The organism is Vibrio sp. 10N.286.48.B8, from assembly GCF_003050085.1.
Classification (GTDB): Bacteria; Pseudomonadota; Gammaproteobacteria; order Enterobacterales; family Vibrionaceae; genus Vibrio; species Vibrio crassostreae.
In genome coordinates this window covers 318,315-340,679 of record NZ_PIGD01000001.1, presented here as the reverse complement: position 1 = coordinate 340,679, position 22,365 = coordinate 318,315, and the positions used below count along the sequence as shown (strand labels likewise).

The 22,365-nt window shown below is 45.3% G+C and carries 14 protein-coding genes; 4 read left to right on the top strand and 10 right to left on the bottom strand.

Annotated features, from left to right (window positions below):
* Positions 1-225: 225 nt before the first annotated feature.
* The gene (malT, locus tag CWO08_RS01415; protein ID WP_108019557.1) at positions 226-2,934 is read right to left on the bottom strand and encodes an HTH-type transcriptional regulator MalT; all 2,709 of its coding nucleotides are present in this window, start codon (positions 2,932-2,934) and stop codon (positions 226-228) included.
* Positions 2,935-3,501: 567 nt separating this feature from the next.
* On the opposite strand from malT, the gene CWO08_RS01410 reads away from it, so the two are divergent.
* The 3 genes from CWO08_RS01410 to glgB all read left to right on the top strand — a co-directional run bounded on the left by CWO08_RS01410 (position 3,502) and on the right by glgB (position 10,667).
* Positions 3,502-5,955 (top strand): glycogen/starch/alpha-glucan phosphorylase, encoded by a 2,454-nt coding sequence (locus CWO08_RS01410; RefSeq protein ID WP_108019554.1) that lies wholly within the window; start codon positions 3,502-3,504, stop codon positions 5,953-5,955.
* 175 nt (positions 5,956-6,130) lie between these two features.
* Positions 6,131-8,311 carry a 4-alpha-glucanotransferase gene (gene malQ, locus CWO08_RS01405; RefSeq protein WP_048661012.1) on the top strand — a complete coding sequence of 727 codons (2,181 nt, stop codon included), beginning with the start codon at positions 6,131-6,133 and terminating at the stop codon, positions 8,309-8,311.
* A 175-nt stretch (positions 8,312-8,486) separates the two neighbouring features.
* Positions 8,487-10,667, top strand: coding sequence for a 1,4-alpha-glucan branching protein GlgB (glgB, locus tag CWO08_RS01400; protein ID WP_108019553.1), 2,181 nt, complete (start codon positions 8,487-8,489; stop codon positions 10,665-10,667).
* 62 nt (positions 10,668-10,729) lie between these two features.
* Here glgB and CWO08_RS01395 read toward each other — a convergent pair whose 3' ends face one another.
* The 6 genes from CWO08_RS01395 to CWO08_RS01370 all read right to left on the bottom strand — a co-directional run bounded on the left by CWO08_RS01395 (position 10,730) and on the right by CWO08_RS01370 (position 16,348).
* Positions 10,730-11,206 (bottom strand): hypothetical protein, encoded by a 477-nt coding sequence (locus tag CWO08_RS01395; protein ID WP_048662435.1) that lies wholly within the window; start codon positions 11,204-11,206, stop codon positions 10,730-10,732.
* A 222-nt stretch (positions 11,207-11,428) separates the two neighbouring features.
* On the bottom strand, positions 11,429-12,268 hold the full coding sequence (locus tag CWO08_RS01390) for an energy-coupling factor transporter transmembrane protein EcfT (RefSeq protein ID WP_048661015.1): 840 nt from the start codon (positions 12,266-12,268) through the stop codon (positions 11,429-11,431).
* Positions 12,265-13,959 (bottom strand): ABC transporter ATP-binding protein, encoded by a 1,695-nt coding sequence (locus tag CWO08_RS01385; protein WP_108019551.1) that lies wholly within the window; start codon positions 13,957-13,959, stop codon positions 12,265-12,267. Before CWO08_RS01385 ends, CWO08_RS01390 begins: the two co-directional genes overlap by 4 nt.
* Before the next feature lie 6 nt (positions 13,960-13,965).
* Positions 13,966-14,514 (bottom strand): ECF-type riboflavin transporter substrate-binding protein, encoded by a 549-nt coding sequence (locus CWO08_RS01380; RefSeq protein WP_108019549.1) that lies wholly within the window; start codon positions 14,512-14,514, stop codon positions 13,966-13,968.
* Positions 14,515-14,822: 308 nt separating this feature from the next.
* Positions 14,823-15,953 carry an HlyD family secretion protein gene (locus CWO08_RS01375; protein WP_108019547.1) on the bottom strand — a complete coding sequence of 377 codons (1,131 nt, stop codon included), beginning with the start codon at positions 15,951-15,953 and terminating at the stop codon, positions 14,823-14,825.
* The gene (locus CWO08_RS01370; RefSeq protein ID WP_108019545.1) at positions 15,953-16,348 is read right to left on the bottom strand and encodes a DUF3302 domain-containing protein; all 396 of its coding nucleotides are present in this window, start codon (positions 16,346-16,348) and stop codon (positions 15,953-15,955) included. Before CWO08_RS01370 ends, CWO08_RS01375 begins: the two co-directional genes overlap by 1 nt.
* Positions 16,349-16,621: 273 nt before the next feature.
* Here CWO08_RS01370 and CWO08_RS01365 point away from each other — a divergent pair, with 273 nt between their 5' ends.
* Positions 16,622-17,530 carry a DMT family transporter gene (locus CWO08_RS01365; protein ID WP_108019543.1) on the top strand — a complete coding sequence of 303 codons (909 nt, stop codon included), beginning with the start codon at positions 16,622-16,624 and terminating at the stop codon, positions 17,528-17,530.
* A gap of 57 nt (positions 17,531-17,587) precedes the next feature.
* Here CWO08_RS01365 and CWO08_RS01360 read toward each other — a convergent pair whose 3' ends face one another.
* The 3 genes from CWO08_RS01360 to CWO08_RS01350 all read right to left on the bottom strand — a co-directional run bounded on the left by CWO08_RS01360 (position 17,588) and on the right by CWO08_RS01350 (position 22,293).
* Positions 17,588-19,168 carry a GGDEF domain-containing protein gene (locus CWO08_RS01360; protein ID WP_108019541.1) on the bottom strand — a complete coding sequence of 527 codons (1,581 nt, stop codon included), beginning with the start codon at positions 19,166-19,168 and terminating at the stop codon, positions 17,588-17,590.
* Positions 19,168-20,637, bottom strand: a complete 1,470-nt coding sequence (locus CWO08_RS01355) for a hypothetical protein (RefSeq protein WP_048662428.1) — start codon at positions 20,635-20,637, stop codon at positions 19,168-19,170. The genes CWO08_RS01360 and CWO08_RS01355 overlap by 1 nt, the downstream gene beginning before the upstream one ends.
* Before the next feature lie 186 nt (positions 20,638-20,823).
* The gene (locus tag CWO08_RS01350) at positions 20,824-22,293 is read right to left on the bottom strand and encodes a lactate dehydrogenase (protein WP_048661020.1); all 1,470 of its coding nucleotides are present in this window, start codon (positions 22,291-22,293) and stop codon (positions 20,824-20,826) included.
* Between the last annotated feature and the right edge of the window lie 72 nt (positions 22,294-22,365).

The following is a 22,365-nucleotide window of genomic DNA, read 5'->3' as shown; positions in this document are numbered from 1 at the left end:
AAGCCGAGGGTCACCTAGCCAACTGACGTTGTTAGTGAACCTATGATTTGTTCACAAATATATAGAGCCAATCGCGATTATTGCGGTTGGCTATTTTTTTGCCTGTCATTTGGTGTTCTCCTTTTTCTATTCCCGCCTCTATACTTTCAGGCTCTGAATTTCAGGTGAAAAAAAAGCCAGCCACCGTCGGTGACCAGCTTATGTTTTCTCGAATTTCGAATCCGTTTAGTAACCCATTAACTGCAACAAATTCTCTGCTGTGCTTATCGCTTCTTTACGGTTAGCGATGTTGAGCTTCTGATAAAGATTTCGAATGTGAGTTTTGATCGTGGTGCCTGCTACATCCAGTTCTTGAGCGATTTGCTCGTTACTGAAGCCAGAGTAGATCAAGCCCAGTACCTGCCATTCACGTTGAGTGAGTGGGCTGGTACGTACAAGTTCAGGAATGTTCGGGTGATTAACCAAGTTTTCAACAAAGTCTTCATCAAAGTGAACTGAGCGGCTGCGCTGAGTAGTCGAGATATCCTTCATGATTTGTTGTGCTCGGTGACGTTCTAAATCACCTAGGCCTGGCTTGTTGCTCAACTTATCTAAGATATGTCCGATAGTGCCACCATCGACCAAGAAGTTACCGACCATGCCTGTTTGGTTGGTCATGTGTAGGGCTTCTTCAAGTAATACACGTGCGCTGTCTTCATCGTTGATTTGCGTGCGTAAAACAGCCTCGACGATCAAGTTTCTATTCGTATCGGTAATCAAGTGTGAGCGCTGTGCTTCGCTCTTTAAGAATGCTAATGCCTCTTCAGCCTCTTCATATTGCTCAAGAATAATGTGAGCACGCACGATGTTTCGCCACTGAAGCTGACAGAAGTGGTTGCTAGCAGACTCCGGTCTTACAGCAACGCTTAGCCAGTCACGGATTGCATCTTTATCGCCTTTCACTTGCCAGAACAAGATCAGAGACAGTGAAGCATTCGCCGTCCAGTCAACGTGGTAGGTTGATTGGCGTAACAAGTGTTGGATCTGGTCAATAAACTTCGACGCTTTGTCGATCTCACCACGGCTCAATGAAATACGAGCTAGCATTGAGTAACTATGAAGGTGTTTACTTGGAGAGTGGTGACCGAGGATATCTAAGCCTTTGTAGCAACACTCTTCCGCTTCATCTAAACGGTTCCAACACCAGAAGATCTGAGCTCGTACGCGTAGCAAGAATTCATGTAGAGGTACGTATTGAAGTTGATGTTCTTCAATCAACTTGAACGCGCTGTCTTGCAATTCAAATGCCGCTTGAACGTAGCCTTGAGCAATCAAGATTTCACTTTGTTGAAGAATTGCCCACAGTGCTTGATGGTAAACCTGATACTGGCGAGCCAACTTCTCAGTTTGCTGCATCATTGGTAGAGCGCGGCTCAGGTTACCCATGACATGATTGACTTCGCCAACAACTGAGGTTGCCACAATGCGGCTGCGATAAACCGTGGTATTAAGCTGGCTTAGAGAAAGCTCTGCGAGTTCGAGTGCTTTCTCTGGTTCGTTGCTGTTAATGGCTACCTGTGCACGTAAGGCGTTGTACTGGCCTTGTTGCTGAGTATCTAGCTCGATGTTTCGTGCTTGATACTGAGTTTCTGCCTCTTCTAACAGGGTGCCCACCTGATCATATCTGTGCTGACTCTGCGCTAGCCATGCACGTAGCATCGACAGTTTTGGTTCGCTGTAGAGCTGATCGGTTGTAAGCTGCTTGATCGCCATTTCTAGTGATGACAATTCGCCTTGGTTGAACATTTGCCAACCGTGTTCACTGAGGATCTTAACAATTAAATCAGGATCATCGGCGCGCTGTGCGTGACGTAGGGCTTGGTGAGGTGTTTTCTGTTTGATCCAGGCTTTTGCTGCACTGCGGTGTAATTCAGCTTCTTGTTGCGGAATGCGAGCTTGGCGTTCATGAGCAAGGAATTCGCCAAACAGGTTATGGAAGCGATACCAGTTCTTCTCTCCCTCAAGAGGGTAGATGAACAGACCAAATCGATTGAGTGATTCAATCATACCAAGTGCATCTTCACGCTGAGTAAGCGCGCACACCAATTCATCGTTGAAATGGTCTAATACAGAACATTGCATCAGAAACTGGCGGGTTTCTTTGTCTAGCAGGTCGAAGACTTCTTCAACCAGATAATCCCACAAATGAGCATGGTTGAAGTGAGAGAACGACTCAGCAGACTGGGCCAGTGTGCGTTTTTGGTGCTGTGCTTGAAGGGCGATAAGTTGCAATGCAGAAGGCCAACCTTCGACATAACTACAAATACTATCGGCGGTTGTGTCATCAATGCCATCGGCAACGCGTTGATTAAAGAAGCGTGTGGTTTCTTCGGTATCGAATGCTAAAGAGTCATTGCCCAGTTCGATCATTAAGTCACGAACGCGAAGGTTTGCTGTACCCAGTGGCGGTGTGCCGCGGCTGGTCACAACAAGCGTTAGGTTGTCGGGCATGTGCTTTAGGAAAAAGCGCATGGCTTCATGGATGTCGTCATTATTCACTAAGTGATAGTCGTCCAACACGAGGAAACATTCCTGATGGAACTCAGACATCTCGGCGAAGACTTCGCTTAATAGAGAATGCAGCGATGAAAATTGTCTTTTTTCTGCCAGCTTTTGCGCATTAGGGCAGGCGTTTTGCGTCGCTTTATTGAGTGATTGAAGTAGGTAGTTGATAAAACGGAAGGCATCGTTGTCACTATCATCGATGCTATACCAACCTACGTTAGGTTTTTCTACCAACCACTGGGCAGCCATGGTGGTCTTGCCGTATCCAGCTGGGGAGCGGAACAGTACGAGTTTATAGCAATCTGCATTCTGAAGCAGATCGAGAACCCTAGGACGCAGAATTGCATTGTGTAAGCGGCCGGGACGAGTCAGTTTCGAAGGGATCCACATGTCGAAGTTTTACACCTATTCCGTGGCTATGGTCTGGAATCTATCACGCACGCATTGAGTGCTGTCCAATGACACTAGCCTAATTACTTAAGTCTTTACTCATATTACGTGAAGCAAAACGACACCGACTATGATCCTCCGCAGAAACCTTGCACTCCTGCATGTTTTTGAGTCTCTACGCCCTTTATTTGTGACTTTTCTCACAAAGTGTGGTGGTTCGATAATGTGACTTTGTTTCTGTTTGCACTGCATTTAATGCAAATGATGATACCCGGAAAATATTTTCGTGATCTGAAACTCAGATTTGACAATGACTCTAATTAGGTCAAATAAAAATCACATCAACCGAAGTTAAGTTATCGAACGGGAGCTTGTGATCTTAGTCACTCCAAGTTTTTGTTCGAAGTCAGAACATGAGAGTCAGATCACTAACCCTATGTCGGTACGCCCCCTACGCCCTCCCATCTACTCCTAGTTTGGCGCGTTAGCGGGAGGATGTTTAGTTTCTAGTGACCATGCACGATATGTCACAGATGAATTAGAACTATTAAAAGCGAGATTTCTGAAATGAAACCAACTCAGCAAAAAACTTTCGATAAAGTGTCGTTCCAAGAAAGCGTTAAGAAACATCTATCTGCAACCTACGCAACTACTATAGAAAACGCAGATAGCCGCGCATGGTACCTAGCAATGGGTCGCGCGCTAGCCGAACTTACAACATTTGACCTGTTAGAAACTGAAAATGACGAGAAAGTCAAAAATGCGAAGAGCGTAAACTACCTTTCGCTAGAGTTCTTGATTGGTCGTCTAACGGGTAACAACCTAATTAGCATGGGTCTGTATGAGCAGATCACGCATGCGATGGAAGAGTTAGGCCAGAACTTAACGGACCTTCTAGAAGAAGAACGTGACCCATCACTAGGTAATGGTGGTCTTGGTCGTCTAGCAGCATGTTTCATGGACTCTTGTGCTGCACAAGAATTCCCAACAGTAGGTTACGGCCTACACTATGAGTACGGTCTATTTAAGCAGTCTTTCGAAGACGGTCGTCAAAAAGAAGCACCGGACGCATGGCGTGGCGTTGAAGGCTACCCTTGGGAAATCGCTCGTCCAGAACTAGCGCAAGAAATCGGTTTCTACGGTCACGTTGAAGTAGTTAACGAGAACGGTAAAGAAGTTCGTAAATGGGTACCAGGCATGTCTGTTAAAGCAATGCCATGGGATCTACCAATCGTTGGTTACGAGTCAAGCACGGTTTACCCATTGCGTCTTTGGGAATGCCAGGCAATTGCACCATTCTCACTAGCAAGCTTCAACAACGGTGATTACTTCGAAGCGCAACACGCACTGATCGATGCTGGTAACATCACTAAGGTTCTATACCCGAATGATAACCACGAGAAGGGTAAAACGCTTCGTCTAATGCAGCAGTACTTCCACTCTGCAGCGTCTGTACGTGACATCCTACGTCGTCACGAAGCAGCAGGCTTCTCTCTAGCGGATCTTCCTAAGCAAGAGACTATCCAGTTAAACGATACGCACCCAACAATCGCGATCCCAGAGCTAATGCGCATTCTTATCGATGAGCGCGGCCTATCTTGGGATGAAGCGTGGGAAATCAGTGCACACACATTTGCATACACGAACCACACTCTACTTCCAGAAGCTCTAGAGACTTGGTCTGAGTCGCTAATCCAGCGTCTACTTCCACGTCACATGGAAATCATTTTTGAAATCAACCACCGCTTCCTGCAAGAAGTTCGTAAGATGTGGCCTGGTGACGGTGAGAAGCAAGCGAAGCTTTCTATCATCCAAGAAGGTTTCCACCGCATGGTTCGCATGGCAAACCTATGTGTAATTGGCTCTTACAAGGTAAACGGTGTAGCAGCGCTTCACTCTCAGCTAGTTAAGAAAGACTTATTCCCTGAGTTCAACGAAATCTTCCCAGGTAAACTGACTAACGTAACAAACGGTATTACACCACGTCGTTGGTTGAAGTTCTGTAACCCAGGTCTGTCTGCGTTAATCACAGATAAGATCGGTTCAGAGTGGCCTGCGAAACTTGAGCAGCTAGAAGGCATTGCTAAGTACGCGACAGACGCGAAATTCCAAAAAGAATTCATGGCGGTTAAGAAAGAAAACAAACAGCGTCTTGCTGATTGGGTTCTAGAGAACATGGGTATCGAATTAGATACTAACGCTATCTTTGACGTGCAAATCAAGCGTCTGCACGAGTACAAGCGTCAGCACCTAGACTTGCTTCACATTCTATCTCTGTACCACCGCATCCTTAACGAACCTGGTTTTGAGTGTGAGCCACGCGTATGTTTCTTCGCAGCAAAAGCAGCACCGGGTTACCACCTAGCGAAAGAGATCATGTTCGCAGTGAATAAGGTTGCCGAGAAGATCAACAACGATCCTCGCATCGGTAACAAGCTTAAGGTGGTATTCATTCCTGACTACCGTGTAAGCATGGCGGAAATCATCATCCCAGCGGCTGACGTTTCTCAGCAAATCTCACTAGCTGGTAAAGAAGCATCAGGTACGGGCAACATGAAGATGGCTCTAAACGGCGCGCTAACTATCGGTACGATGGATGGTGCAAACGTTGAGATTCGTGAAGAAGTGGGCGATGAAAACATCTACATCTTCGGCCTAGACGTTGACGGTGTTCAAGCACTGAAAGCTCAGGGCTACAACCCATACGACTACTACAATGCAGACCCACTACTGAAAGCATCTCTAGACCTTCTGACTGGCGATGAGTTTACACCGGGTCAACCAGGCCTTCTACGTGCAACGTTTGATAGCCTGCTAGACGGTGGTGACCCTTACCTATGTCTTGCTGACTTCGCATCTTACGTGAAAGCGCACGAAGACATGGGTACGCAATACAAAGACCAAGCAGGTTGGGCTAAGAAAGCGATTCTTAACACCGCATTGGTTGGTAAGTTCACATCAGACCGCTCTATCCGCGACTACGTGAACAACATCTGGAAACTTGAAGCGGTTAACCGTTAATACTTCCAAAGTAGCCAAGGCAGTTTCTGCCTTGGCTCAATTAGCTTGTGAGCAAACAGATGGCTTATCCGATAGCAATGCTTACAAACTGATTGTCACAAGCTAATTGATTAGTAAGAAATTAAATTAACAACCCTACAAAATAGAAAGCGTCAGAACGTTTTCGGAGAGAGCGATGAAAGAACAGACCGTATTAAAACAAGTCGCAGAAATGGCAAACATTGCCGACAGTTACGTTAGTGCGTGGGGCGATGAAGCACAAGTATCAGACGAGACGATTACGTCTCTATTGGCTTCGTTGGGCTACGATACAAGCAGCGATGATGCACTGCTTAAGTCAGCAGAAAGAAAACACAAAAAAGATGTACTAGACCCAGTTCTTGTCTTGCGTGACGGTGAGCCAGTAGAAGTGGCGCTTAATCTAGGTGTAAGTGCTCGTGAAAGTGAGTTCAGCTGGCGCTTAGAAACCGAGCAAGGAGAGGTACTTGAAGGCTATCTTCAATCTCAAGTCGTTCGTGATGAGCGTGCTGAGGGTGGCCCTTTAGTGTTTGCATTGCCAAGTGATTTGGCATGGGGTTATCACAAGCTAATTGTGAGCCGTAAGCGCCGTAAGAAGCCTTACGAGATGACACTGATTATTACGCCAAAAGCGTGTTTCAAGCAGTCACCAATCGAGCAAGGCAAAAAGCTGTGGGGACCAAGTGTTCAACTTTACACACTAAGAACTCAGCACAACTGGGGTATTGGTGATTTCGGTGACCTAAAACAGCTTGTTGCTGATATCGCTTCTCGCGGCGGTGATTTCGTTGGTCTAAACCCAATCCACTCATTGTTCCCTGCGAACCCTGAAGGCGCGAGCCCATACAGCCCGTCTTCTCGTCGCTGGTTGAACATCCTATACATTGATGTGAGTTCAGTACCTGAATTCGCACTAAGTGCAGAAGCACAACAAACGGTAGGCAGCGCAGAGTTCCAGCAGCGTCTACAAAAAGCGCGTGAAGCACACTGGGTAAACTACACTGAAGTGTCTGAGCTGAAGATGAGCATCTTGCCTTTGCTATTTGCAGAGTTTAAGACTCGTCATTTAGACAAGAACAGCGACCGTGCACAAGCGTTCTTAGCCTTCGTAGAAGAGGGGGGCGACAGCCTAATGCATCAAGCCGCGTTTGATGCTCTACATGGTGAACTACATGCTGAAGATTCTGGCATGTGGGGATGGCCGGTATTCCCTGAGAAGTACCGTACATTCGACAGCCCAGCGACACAGAAGTATATCAAAGAGAACCTAGAAAACGTTCATCTGTACATGTACCTACAATGGCTAGCAGATTGCCAGATCAACGATGCACAGTCTCTTGCTGAAGAGAAAGGCATGGCTGTTGGCCTGTACCGTGACTTAGCGGTAGGTGTTGCAGATTCGGGCAGCGAAACTTGGGCTGACGAAGGCAACCTAGTGATGGATGCGAGCATTGGTGCTCCACCTGATATTCTTGGTCCTCTAGGCCAAAACTGGGGCTTACCACCACTGAACCCAGAAGTGCTTCAAGAAACAAGCTACGATGCTTACATCAAGCTACTTCGTGCGAACATGAAACATTGTGGTGCACTGCGTATTGACCACGTTTTAGGTCTACTGCGTTTGTGGTGGATTCCAAAGGGTGAAAACGCAACCAAAGGCGCTTACATCTACTACCCAGTACAAGACATGCTGTCGATTCTTGCGCTCGAATCTCACCGTTACCAATGTAGCGTTATCGGTGAAGATTTAGGCACGGTGCCTGATGAGATTGTAGACATTCTAGCAGATGCTGGCGTGCACTCTTACAAAGTGTTCTTCTTTGAAACATCAGAAGAAGACGGTGGTTTCATCTCACCGAAACACTATGCATCACAATCAATGGCGGCACTGTGTACGCACGATATGCCAACATTACGTGGCTTCTGGCACTGTGATGACTTGAAGATGGGCCAAGAGATTGGTTTATACCCAGATGCAGCACAGCTAGAAACTCTGTTCGATGACCGTCTTGAGTGCAAACAAGGTATCTTAGACTCAGTGGCATGGCATGGTTTCCTACCTGAAGGTGTGGGTCGCGATGCAAGCAAAGTACCGATGGATTCTTACCTTGCTGAAGCTCTTCAACTGCACGTAGCAGCTGGTGGTTCAACACTATTGAGTGTTCAGCTGGAAGATTGGTTAGAGATGGATAAGCCGGTAAACATTCCTGGCACGGTCGATGAGTATCCTAACTGGCGTCGTAAACTATCAATGAACTTGGACGAAATCTTTGCTCATGAAGGCGTTAATCGTATCGCTTCTAAGCTAACTGACGTTCGAGAAAAAGCAGGTAAGTAATGACGTTGAGTGACTTGAAATTAGGTGGTTTTTTGCTTACGCCGTACGAAACTACAACCTCGGTCACTCAATAATGAATGCTCATCTGGTAGAATAAACCGTCGTTATATTGCCCGCACTAATAGCGGGCATTTTTGTATTATATTTTTTGGATGTTTGGTTAGGGAGAAACGTTTTGGAACTAAGTTCGATTTCAAAGCAAAAACAAATATATACCCAACTATCACAGGCTTGCTTCACAGACCCATTTGCGTTTTTAGGTCCATACTTACCTTCTGATCAAGGTGCATTACGTGTATGGATTCCTGGAGCAGATAAAGTCGAGTTGATTGTTGGAAAGGAACCTCGTATTGAGTTATCGCGAGAGGGTGAAAGTGGTTTCATTCTTAAGCAAGAGAGAGATTTGCGTTTCACTCACTATAAGCTTGCGGTTGATTGGGCTGGTGTAGAACAGATCATCGATGATCCGTACCAGTACCACGATCTGTACGCGAGCTACGAAGATCTTCACACACCGAAAGATATGTACCATCACATGGGGGCTCAGTTTATTACGCTAGAGCGTGATGGACAGACGATTGCAGGTACTCGTTTCTTGGTGTATGCACCGCACGCAACAGCGGCAAGCTTGATAGGTAACTTCAACGTTTGGGATGGTCGCCGCCACCCAATGCAACGCTTAGATTACGGTATGTGGGGCCTATTCATTCCTGAACTGGAAGAGGGCGCTCAATACAAGTTTGAATTAAAAGGACCAAATGGCGAAGGCTTACCGCATAAAGCCGACCCATGGGGTTTTTACTCAGAGCAATACCCATCATTTTCTTCTGTGACTTACGATCACGCTCGTTACGAGTGGCAAGATACTAAGTGGCAGAATCGTCCAGTGACGCAAAAGCGTAAAGAAGCGCTTTCGTTCTATGAACTGCACGCGGGTTCTTGGAAGCGTAACGCTGAAGGTGAGTTCTTAAATTATCGCGAGCTTGCGGCAGAGCTGATCCCATACCTAACAGATCTTGGCTACACGCACGTTGAGCTAATGCCAGTTTCAGAGCACCCATTCTACGGTTCTTGGGGCTATCAGCCAGTAGGTCTATTTGCACCGACTAGCCGTTTTGGTTCTCCAGATGATTTCAAATACTTCGTCGATCAATGTCACCAAGCGGGTCTTGGTGTTGTTCTGGATTGGGTTCCTGCTCACTTCCCAAGTGATGATCACGGCCTAGCAAACTTCGACGGTACGCCATTGTTCCATGATCCAGATCCACGTCGTGGTTGGCACCAAGATTGGAACTCGTACATTTACGATTTAGGCAAAGAGCATGTACGTCGCTTCTTAGTTTCTAACGCATTGTACTGGTTCGAGCAATTCCACATTGATGGCATTCGTGTTGATGCAGTCGCTTCGATGCTTTACCTCGATTACTCGCGCAGCCATGATCAATGGATTCCGAACGCAGACGGCGGCAACGAAAACTACGATGCTATCGCTACGCTTAAGTGGATGAACGAAGAAGTATACAAGCACTTCCCGAATGCGATGACAATTGCTGAAGAGTCTACCGCTTTCCCGGGTGTTTCAGCACCGACCTTTATGGGCGGCTTAGGTTTCGGCTTTAAGTGGAACATGGGTTGGATGCACGATAGCTTGTCTTACATCCAAGAAGATCCAATCAACCGTAAATATCACCACGATACGATTACCTTCCCGTTAGTTTACGCTCACAGTGAGAACTACGTATTGTCTCTGTCTCACGATGAGGTGGTTTACGGTAAGGGCTCTATCCACAACAAGATGCCTGGTGATGAATGGCAGCAAACGGCAAACCTTCGTGCTTATATGGGTTACATGTATGCTCAGCCGGGTAAGAAGCTGAATTTCATGGGTGCAGAATTTGGTCAGACGGCCGAATGGAACCATGATGACCAATTGCAATGGTTCTTGTTAGATTATGATCGTCATCAAGGTGTTCAGCGTTTAACGAAAGACCTGAATAATCTGTACCGCTCTGAAGCTGCAATGCACGATCTTGATTTTGACCCGAAAGGCTTTGAGTGGCGTCTACAGGACTCTGCTGAAGCGAGCATTCTTGCACATGAGCGCATCAGTGAATCTGGTGAGCGTGTATTAGTTGTCTCTAACTTTACACCCGTTCCTCACGAGCATTTCCGCTTAGGTGTTCCTGCAAAAGGTGAGTACTCACTACTGTTGAATACAGACTCAACTGATTATGCGGGCAGTGGTTTTGAAGTGAAGCAGACAGCTGAGATTGAATCGGTAGAAAGCGAAGGTCTAGACACTTCGATTGAGCTGCGTTTACCGCCACTTTCAACAATATTCTATAAGTTGAAATAAGCGCTAGCTTAAAATAAGACGGGAGCCGAAAGGCTCCCATTTTTTTGTTGTCAGTTGCTGTTTTACGCTGGAGTTCTACTAAAATTGGTGAGTTGTAGTAGTGAGCGTCCAATGACCACTTCAATGATCGCCCTTGCATCAGCCCCGAACCTTTCAGTCATCTTTTGGCGAAATTCACCATCAACTTGTAAGTTGAACTCTTCTGGAACACAGTTTTGCGATGCATGGAAAAACATTAGTTTGATAGAGTGTCTAAAAGGTTTTTCAGTAAGTGCGCTTTGCCAAGAGCGATAAAACGTCTCCTGATCTGAAAAGTCTAATGACTTCATCATAATAGCTAATACGTGTTCATGTAAGACAGTTCTTACTGCACGTGTTGAAGGATAGTACCCTTGCAACGTAGTTAAACTAATGCCGATTTCTTGAGCAATCCTTGCATAAGTTAGCGCTTCATGTCCTTCTGCTAGAAAAAGATTTAATACGATTTCATCGTAGTTTTTTTGATTTTCTATTTTCTGAGCTTGGGTAATTCGAGCCATTACAAATCTCTATTGAGTGTAACATTCTGTAAACACATATATTAATAGTTTCTGATAGAGATCTCAAAGCCTAGAGGTAATAAAAACGTCAGTTTATCGTCAAAATTCGATAGATATAGATCGTTCGCTTGAATTTCAACCAGCTCTAAGTCCATATAAAAACACCGCTCTATTGAGCGGTGTGTTATCTAAAGTCTTTGTTTATATTGCTAATTCAGAAAGCTAGAACGGATACCAAAATAACTGCGGCTCTAGAATGCGTTTCGCAATGGCTAACACCACGATAAAAGCGATGACACTCAAACAAACAAAGTCGATACGTTTCAAAGGTGCATAGCTATACCAAGTGCGAGATTTATGTCGTCCGAAACCGCGCAGTGTCATCGCATTTGAGATCTCATCTGCTCTATCCAAGCTTGAAAAAATCAATGGCCCTAACACTTTAGCAACATTTTTGATGCGAGTAATGAGTGGTGCTTTCTTGGAAAGTTCTACTCCACGAGCCTGTTGAGCGTGCATGATATTGATGAAGTCCTTCTTAACCTCAGGCAAGTAACGCAGGGTTAAACTCACCGCATAAGCAATTTTGTAAGGAACTCCGATACGGTTGAGACTCGCTGCAAACTCAGTTGGATGCGTTGTGAAGACAAAAATCAACGCTATCGGGAACATGCTCATGTACTTGAGCGTGACAGTGACTAAGTAAAACAAAGTCTCTTGGCTCAACGAGTAGTTACCCGGTAATGTCAGCAATAAGGTTTCGCTGCCGATGAGCTCTGTACCTTGCTGCGGAGCAAGCAGGTACATGAACAAAGCATTTAGGCTCAGAACACTTGCAGTACCAATCAATAGCGGCTTGTAAACACGAACAGGAACTTGAGTCAGCTTTAATAGATATAAGCCAGTCAGGATCAAAACAACGATGAGTCTAAGATCGAACGTTGTAAGAACAACGGTTACCCAAGCTAAAAACAGTGCAAACTTGGTGATGCCATTGAGAGCGTGTAGCGGTGATTTGGTATCAATGTAATTGATGCCGAATTTTACTTTTGATGCATTCATTGAGCACTTCTCTCGTAGTCGATGAAGTACTGCATAAATGCATTGGTGTCGTCGATTTTCATCATGGTCGCGAGTTCATAAATGCTGGTGGTACAAAGATTTGCGCGTTCTAACAGCGAAGGCTGACTGAATACTTCTGTCATCGCGGCATTGGCAATCAGCTTGCTGTCTGCAATCACGATTGAACGTGTGGTGTACTCTAGAACCAGGTGCATGTCGTGTGAGATGATTACAACAGTAATACCCAAATCACGATTAAGCTTTTGGATGAACGCCAGCATCGATGTGTAGTTACGGTAGTCTTGACCTGCAGTCGGTTCATCCAAGATAAGAAGCTCAGGCTCCAGTACTAGGATAGAAGCGATGGTTACACGTTTTTTCTGACCGTAGCTCAGTGCTTCGATCGGCCAGTGGCGGAACTTACTCAGCCCACACAGCTCAAGAACATGCTCTACTTTTTCTGTGATCAGCTCTTCTGCAATGTTGCGGTTACGAAGACCAAAAGCAACCTCGTCAAAAATCATATGATGCGAGATCATATGATTTGGGTTCTGCATCACGACACCGACTTTCTGGCTTCTTTCAAAGATAGAAAGTTCAGATAGGTCTTCACCATTTAGATAGGAAGAGCCTAAATCGGCATCGATCACACCCATGATGAGTTTAGTGATGGTTGATTTACCCGAACCGTTTTTGCCCAGAATCGAAACAAACTCACCTTTGCCAATCTTGAAGCTGACATCTTCGAGTGCGTTCTTCTCGCCGTCATAAGAATAAGTCAGACCATGAACTTCGAGTAAAGGTGGGTACTGCTTCTCTGCTACCGGGGCTGGGCGCTCAGCAAACCAAGCTTGAACAGCAGGGCGGAACCTTTTGTAGTCTAAAGCTTTGAGGTTTGACAGCTTGTCTTCGCTGGTTAGTGGGGCTTTCGCCGCCTTAAGCGCCGACAAGTAAAGCGGTTCACGAATACCGTGTGTATCAAGTAATTCAGAAGCCAAGATTTCATCGGGTGTCGTGTCAGCGACGATTTCACCGCGTTCCATTAAGATCACGCGGTCGATATCGCGATGTAGGACATCCTCGAGGCGGTGCTCGATAATCACGATGGTCTTGTTGGTTTCTTTATGCAGCTGGTCGATGATCTCAATCGTTGCCTTACCCGTTTTAGGGTCAAGGCTTGCTAGAGGCTCATCAAACAACAAGATATCAACGTCGTCAACTAAGATGCCCGCTAATGATACTCGCTGCTTTTGACCACCAGAAAGGTCATGAGGTGAACGCTCAAGCATGCCCGCTAGGTCGACCATTTTTGCAGTCGACTTAACTAACGGGTACATATCAATGTTCGACATCAACTGGTTTTCGAGTGCGAAAGCGATATCTTCACCGATACTTAAACCCACAAATTGGCTGTCAGTATCTTGCAATACTGTGCCTACATGCTCGGTATAATCGTGCATCGAAAATTCAGAGACATTCTTGCCGTTGATCTCTAAAGAACCCGTGACCTCACCCTTGATTGCGTGAGGTATTAAGCCATTGAGACACTGACCTAGCGTAGATTTACCACTACCACTTGGCCCAATAATGACGATTTTCTCTCCTTTCTCTATCCTTAGATTGATATTTTTTAGCGTCGGTTTATCCAGCGACTCATATCTAAAAGAGAAGTTCGAAAATGCTATAGTCATTAGCGTTTATGCCTCAGTCAGGTTGCGGCTTTGCTTGTTACGTTTAGCGACTGATTTTAGGATCAGGAAGCCTACAACAGCGATCAGAACGGTGTTGCCCGCAGCGATGATAGAGAGTTGAGTGAAGACTTTAGTAAACGGTTCTGCGTATAGGATGGTGTCTAGGAATGCAGAGCAACCGTAACCTACAACGTTACCCACGAGGGCAAGTACCACGAACAAGGCAAAATCTTTCATTGGCAGTTCGCCTTGTTGAAGACGGTTCTTAGTCATCATTGGGAATAAGCCGATAACCATACCGACAATACCTGAGCCTAATACCCAAGTTAACCATACCCCCCAACCTGCAAACAGATCCGTTACCCAGTGGCCGATGAAGCCAACCAAGAAGCCAACGATAGGGCCAAACAAAACAGAAAACAGTGCTAGCACTGCCATTGCTGGTTTCAATGTTGTGTTAGCAAACACTGGGACACCAAACATAGGTAAACCACCAATGCCGTACAGTGCCGCGCCAATAGCAATAACGACGACTGTTTTAGCTGAAAAGTTCATAGATAACCTCGAATACTGAAAATAAAGCATAATATTCGCCATTATTAATATGTGTCTCAATGAGAACGTTTTTTGGGCAAATATAAAAAATAAGGCGCGCATTATACAGTAGAACCCTTCTATAAGGGAAGGTAAGTGTCTAGATGTCTAAAATTCCATCTAGACGCATTAATATCATGTAAAAAGCGTAATTTTATGGTTAATCAAGCAACAAAAAAGCCAGAACGGTTCTGGCTTTTTGATTTGCTTTAACAATGTGTTAAGCGGGTTCGTCGTATACCAACGGCCATTTAGTGGTCTAGCTCTAGTTAGTGGTCTAGATATAGATAGTTTTGCCAGCTCTTCATACGAATAAGGACTTTACGCATGATAGATACGTGAGTGAAGCTGTCAGAATAAACGGCAACCTCAACCGCGGTACCCATTGGTAAATGGTAGTCAGACAGGTCATCAGTGATGGTCAACTTAACAAATACACGGCCACTGGTACGCAGCGCGTCAGTACCGAGAAGTGTTCCTCTAGCTTGAAATTGGCTTTCACCAATGGCAGGGATCACTTCATCTATGCGTCCTTTAAACACTTTTCCTGGTAATGCTCTAAATAGAAACTCAGCTTCGTAGCCAGGTTGCAGGCGCTGTAGCGAGTTTTGTCTAAAGGCAGCAGTATAGAATTGAGCCTCAGTGTGAACAAAGGTCATCACCGGCGCTAATGGTAGCGGTACAGCCATTACGCCAGGGCGAAGTGCTAGTTGAGTGACGTAGCCATCGGTTGGTGCTCTTACTATCGTTTGGTCAAGGTTGAATTCAGCTTTACGTAAATCGGCAAGCAAGCCTGCCACCGCTGTATTCTCACCGCCAATCTCAGAGTTCAGTGCGATCTGAGCTTGTTGTTGGTTCGCTTCGGCTACTTTTACTGCCGCTTCCGATGCTTTGTAAGCTTGTCTGCGAGTATCTAGTTGTTGTTCAGTGAATGCGCCACTCTCGAAACCACGCTTGTAACGGGAGAACTCGCGTTGAGCTTTGTCTCTTTCGGCAATTGCTTTGATTTTGGCAGCTTCAGCTTCTCCAACTTGAGACTCTAGACCTAATGCGCCTTGGCTTGCTTCTTTTACTTTGGCTTGCAACTTAGCAACTTCAGCTTCGAAAGGAATTGGGTCTATCTTGAAAAGGATATCGCCTTGTTTGAGAGGTTTATTCGCTTCAACCGGCACTTCGATGACTTTACCTCGAACCCCTGAAACAATCGGTGTGGTTGAGTAAACTTGGTTACCGATTTGCGTGAACGGATGGTTGTAGTTCATCAATAGAATCAAAGTACCTATGAGTACGACCCCACCCAATACGGCTGTGGGTACAGTCCACTTGTTTAGAGGGATATTGAATACTTTGAAAATCGTAATACAAAGTGCCGCGTAGGTCATTATCAGCAGTAAATCCATTACTTAGCCTCCTGATCTTGATCGTTGGTGGTCTCTTTCTCTGTGCTGTTTTGCACAGTAGCCGCTTGTTTGAGTTGGGCAATTTCGTCCTGAAGTGCGCTCACTTGGTCGATTAGAGAGTCGACACGGTGATGAATGTCGTGTTGTTCTTCTTCAAGCTTAGCGAAGCCCCAGCCACGATCTTTGCGCCACAACGTAGCCCAAATCCAAAGGAACGGCCAAATAGTGTGTAAAGTGAATAGGCTAACCCAGCCTGAGACGTGAATGGCATCTTGATGAGGGTGGTTGCGTTCTTTCGCAATTTCATAGGGAATATCGTGAATAACGATGATGCCGTAAAAGATGACTAATGCTACGAAAATCAGTAGACCGAGTGCAAAGTAGTCTAAAAACATAACAGATCCTTGTAATGTTAGATGTTAGTTATAAATATACTACGCTATCATCCAAGTAATTGTTATAAAAATGATTTACCAATTTGAAATAATATGTTGTCGCTTCTTATATGACTCAAAGCATGGATGGATCTTATAAAATTCAATCGTATTTGAAGAGGTTATTTCGGCTTCCTTGTTGGTATTCAAGCTGACATGATGACAGTTCCGATTCAAACGATGCGCATAGCCATAACCATAGTCATAACAACAAAAAATAAAGGACAAACACGGATGTATGTAGGTGAATTAGCGGCCATCGGCGCTGCGATTGTGTGGGCGTGTGCGACATGGATTTATGGCCAATTTGGGCATCGATTTTCTGCGATGCAGCTGAATATTGTTAAGGGTGTTGTTGCCTCTGGCATGATGCTGTTGGTTATCCCCTTAGTACCTATGCCTGAATTAGAACTGAGTGCTAACCACTTTCTGATATTGGCGATTTCAGGTGTGATTGGCATTGCGATTGGAGATAGCGCCTATTTTGCGGCACTAAAAAGAATTGGCGCCAATAAGACCTTGTTGCTGGAATCTTTAGCTCCGCCTCTTTCTGGTGTTTTGGCATTAATGTTTCTTGGCGCGGCACTCACATTGCAAAGCTGGCTTGGTGTCTTAATCACAACGTTAGCGGTGAGCTTTGTGGTCTTTCAGCCGTCGAAATCCGCGAACGGTAATGATATTTCTAATGACAAAGCACAGTGGGGTGGCATTGGTTATGGGCTTATGGCAAGTGTTTGTCAGGCGTCGGGTGTGGTTATTTCCCATTACGCGCTTGTAGCGGGTGACATTCCACCGTTGTTAGGCGCTTTGATTCGTCTAATGATTGGCGTGTTTGCCGTCATGCTGATTATCCCTTTCGTTGAAAAGAAGCCCTATTCGTCGATAAAAAGAGATTTATGGGAAATGACCAAGCTCGACAAACTTTGGTTATTAGGGGCGATCTTTGTTGGGACGTTTCTCGCCCTTTGGCTCCAGCAAGTGGCGCTGAAAAATGCTAACCCTGCGGTTGCACAAACATTGATAGCGACCAGCCCTGTCTTTATTTTGGTGATTTATGCGCTGAAAGGGGAAAAGGTGTCAAAGCAAAGTGTCATCGGCACACTTGTCGCCCTTGCGGGAATTTCTTTGTTCTTTTATCAATAAGGGGCAGGCTTTTAGTTACAGAGCTAAAGAGCTAAAGAGGTAAAGAGTGCCATGGCTCTACTCTGTACAGACTTGATTGCGGCCGTTGGCTTTAGCTCGGTATAGCGCTTTATCGGCACGGTAGAAGGTGCGTTGAGTATTCTCTCCGTCACGATGCAAAGTGATACCGATACTCACGGTCAAACCGCGCTCCCCAAGTATTTCATGCCATCCGAACTGGAAGATGCGTTCTCGATAATTTTCAGAGTGCATTTCTGCCTTAGCGAGATCGCTGTTCTCTAGGATGACCAAAAACTCTTCTCCGCCAAATCGTACACAGGATGCATCTCTGAACTTGAAGTACGATCTAAGCTCTTGAGAGACGCTGACGATCGCTTTATCACCCACTAAGTGGCTTAGTTCATCATTGATAGACTTAAAGTGGTCAATATCGATAACCATCAATGCGAAAGAGGTGTCGTGCAGCAGCATATCTTTCAGTTTCACATCTAACCAACGACGGTTGTGTAATCCTGTCAATGGATCGGTGAATACGTCTTGTTGAAGTTGAGCAACCGCATTCTTGTGTTGTTCAGTCGTCTCTTTTAGTTCTTTGTTTTCTTGTTCAGAGAGAATGAGTTTGAGTTGTAACTCAAAACGAGACAAGCGGCGTAACTGGCTTGCACCGAGTTCACTGATCGGGATCTGCTTCATTAGATCGGTTTCAATTCGGTAGCCTTTTTTCTCATAGCTTAGCGCTTCTTGAAAACGTCCTTGATTCATACACACGTCACTCAGCGAATCGTAGAATCGCTTCGCAAGCACTGGCGACGAGTAGGCTTTCACACGTTTGTCTGTGCTCGACAAAATCATGCTCGCGTAGTCTTGCTTGCCAGTTGCACTTAGACAATGTGCTAGCTCTAGACGAGTCATAGTCGAAAGCCAGCTTGCTTGAGTGCTGTTGGCTGGGTATTGAACCTTGGACAGACAGCGTAGCGCTTCATGATATTTTTTCTTAGCGCGCAGCACCTTTGCTTGGTAAAGCAATATTTGAGCTGTGAGTAACTTGTCACTCACCAAAATACTCAGTTCTTCGCACTCATTCAGTAAATCGCTGGCTGCAGTAATACGGTTGAGCAGAAGCAAGCTCGCCACCATATGCAGCTTGAATTTGAGGCGAAGTGAGCGACTGCTTATCGCATGGTCTATGCTGCTGATTTTTTGGTAATAACGAAGGGCTCTGTTGTGATCGCCATAGGAATCACACAGGTTCCCCATGCCTAAAATTGCTAGTACATACTCATCGATATGGCCGTGTTCAACCGCGATTGTCGATGAACTGATGAATTCATTGAGTGCTGACGTGTAATCACCAATTTCAACTAAGCGGTCACTTAGGCTGGTCTTGACTGTCAGAATGTCTTCAATATCGGCAGGAAGGTGGAGCAGATCGAGTGCTCGTCTCAACTCTTCGATACTGGTTTGATTTTGTTGTAACTCGGCACGGTATTCAGAGCTGATGATATAGCAGTGCGCTTGCTCTGTTTGCGTTGTCGAAACGTGCTGGCGAATGTGGTTCCAGAAGATGATCGCTTCTTCACCTGATACCGATGAAGGGTCTAAACCGGCGTCTGTGATCTTGCTTAATAGCGTTTCCATTATTCTATTACCTCAGCATCGTCTTCTTCTAATTGTTCAAGCGTAAACGGGAACGTCAAAATATCATTGAGGCTGACGGTCGGTCTTGAACCTTTTAATCCTTTTCTATGCCAAGGATAAATATCAAGCATGGTGCTGAGAGTTTGGAAGGTTTGCTCTGCGGCTTCGCCTTTTTCGGAAAGCATAAGAGCCACACGTTCAGAACTTAGCCTTGCAATGAAGTCATTCTGGTTACATAAAGCATGAGCAATCTCGGTACAGACATCTAAGTAATCAGTATCGACATGATGGAACATAATGATGCTGTGGTTTGAACGCTTAAGCTCTGTCTTAAAGAGGACCAGTTTTTCCCACCAAAAGGTTTCAGAGACAACGTAAGATAGGTGCTTTTCAGGATCGTATTCGTGTTGGCCACGAATACGATTAATCAGCTTTCGTGCCCTCTGTTCAAGCTGGCGTTTTGAACTGCGTGCTTTGTCCAAACCGACACGATTAGTTTGCTCTTTAAGCATGCCGATAGAATATTGACGGTACTTTTTAAAGGCGACTAATGCTGCTTTGAAATCCTGGTTTTCTTCTGCAACCAAGGACTGTTGGTAACAAATTTGGCTAAGCAATTCACCATTATCAAATTCATTGGCGGATTGTTCAGCGAGTCTCAGTAATTCTGCCGCTTGTTCTGGCCTTTTTCTCAGGAGATCCAATCGAGCTCGACTGATGTATGAATGCGCCTTCATCCAAACTAGGTTGTGTTCGACTGCCAGACTGTGCGCTTTGGCAGTGGCGCGCTCTGCGTCATCTAAGCGTTCAAGACCAAGTAGAGCAAGGCCTCGGAAGTCCCATACTTCTGCATGCCAAGTGTTATCTTTATGGTCTTTTAATGCTTCTTCTGCACCGTCTAGTACCGATAGCATTTCAACATAGTTGTTGAGCAGATAGTAATCCCACGCGAGCAGTATTCTGGCTTTGCCCTCTAACCAACCAATGCGGCTGTTGTTAGCCACTTTAACGGCAAGTTGGTGAGTAGAACGTGCAAGTTTATATTCGTGGGTCATTCGCCAAATATTGCCGAGACCAATGAGGCATTCAATTTGAATTTCGACTTCATCAACCAACGCAGATTGCTCTAAAGCATTGATCCAAAACTGTTGGGCGGAATAATATTTGGCTTGCCCCCAGAACTGGAGAGCGTGTAAATGGAGGATTTCAGGGAGAAAAAGGTCGGTATCTAATCGGCTTTGGCGCTTATAGGCTTCCTTGATGTGCTTTAAACCTTTCTGGTAATCCATCAGGTTCCAGCTACACCTTGCCATTAACATCAATGACTGGATGGCACCCTCTTCAAACAGAACTTGCTCTGATCTGACTAGGCACTGTTGAGCGATCTCTAGGATCACCGATGGCTCAGAGTCAACACGAGTTTTGAGTTTTTCTAATTCTGTTTCAAGAAGGTACTGATTTTTGTCCAAGACTTAGATCCATGATTATCGAACATATTGATAACACAATCATTATAAGAGTGTAATTTGAGATAAGCACCAATTATCTTTCTTAGAGCGTCAAAGGAACATCGATCTTTTCTAATTATGGGTGTTACCTCATGTTGTTGCTTTAAAATCAATGAGTTCCCGAATAATTATCTAGAGGCTTTGTTGCTATGAAAGTAGTTGCTTTAGAGTTAATGGCTGCTCTGCTACGCCCAAGCGTTGCGCTGCCGTGAGCCCTTGCTTATCTTGGTAGCACAGATTGTGCCAAGCTCTAAATATGTCGAGCAATGGAAGAATGCCCCCAGGACGAAGTTTACGTCTGGGCTCATTGATGAAGCTATCAAATAACAGCTGAAAGCGCTGTTGATAGAACTTAGTTTGTTGAATTGAGGCCGTGTTAAACCACTGTTTTGGTTCTGGATTGTTACCTGTTAGGTAGCAGATGCCTTTCTGATTATCACCTTGATTCGCAATAGCCCAACGATCTCGCCACCAACTCATATGAACGATGTCGATCTTTTCAAAACTTTGATCGTCTTGCCAGCCTGAATCTTCCTCTACATACATAAGGTCAATATTTTGACTCTGAATGCGCGGCAAACATACGCTTAAAGCGGCAGATCTTAGTAATGGATCTTGTGGCATATAGATGGCGACATGTTTGTCTTCATTACACATATCCAATACATGTAGGAAGTGAGCATAAGAGGTATAAGGCGGTCGAATTAGTGCGCCTTTTGAAGGGTAGCTAAATGTGGTGAGGTTACCCATAGGGTCCTCAACGTTACCTCTCGCAAGAATCACTTGGTACTGCTGTTCAATGCGCTCTTTTAGTTTGTCAGAGGGCTGAGGTAGTTCGAGATTCGCTTCTGAAGAGTGCTCTTTGGATACAAAGCGTGCAACATCATCATAAGGGTTGTGGTCGACATTCCCTGATGGCTCTTCATTTTGAGAGTAGTTAACGTGTTGGCAAAGGATGTAGCCAGAATGCGCCTCGCCAGTCGCTATCCAAACCACACCGTTGTTACTTTGTGGCTGTAGACGCTGGTAGTGAGATGCGAACTCGTAATCTTTCGCATGGTTAACCCATCGTGCATCGATCATCGCTAATTTACGACGACAACGGCTCGCGATATGGTCAACATGATCATAGAAAGTCTTTGGATTGATCTCTAATTTTCTACAGATTTCACGTACGGAATAGCCCATGAACAGTAAGCCCATGAGGTTTTCTTGAAATTGAAGTTTTTTATTGGATCCAGACCATTTATCAACGAAGGTTGATTGGCAGTCTTTGCATCGATAACGCTGCCTGTCGCCACTATAGCCGAAGGCATGATAAAGATGTTTGTGGGTATGAACCGATAAGCCGAAGTTATCGCAATCATCATTACGACAAGCAGGGAGCCCATCGCTGTGAAGTTGTCTTAGGCGATGAAGTTCGCTTAACACTTCACGATTGTTAAGTAAGGGGGGGAAAGCTCCACATTCACGACAAACCATCGCTGGACGCTTAGGGTTAGCGTGTTGCAAAACATACCGTTTTGCATCGCTCAAGCCAAAGTTGTCACACGCCAATGTTTTACAAAAGTTGAGTTGCAAACCATCCGCATCTTTTGGCAGCTTGTCGTTAGACACGATCTCCCCCTCGGGATTATTTGAGCAGCCAAGCGAGCTTGGCTGCGGGGTAACGCTTTTCAATGTATCTTT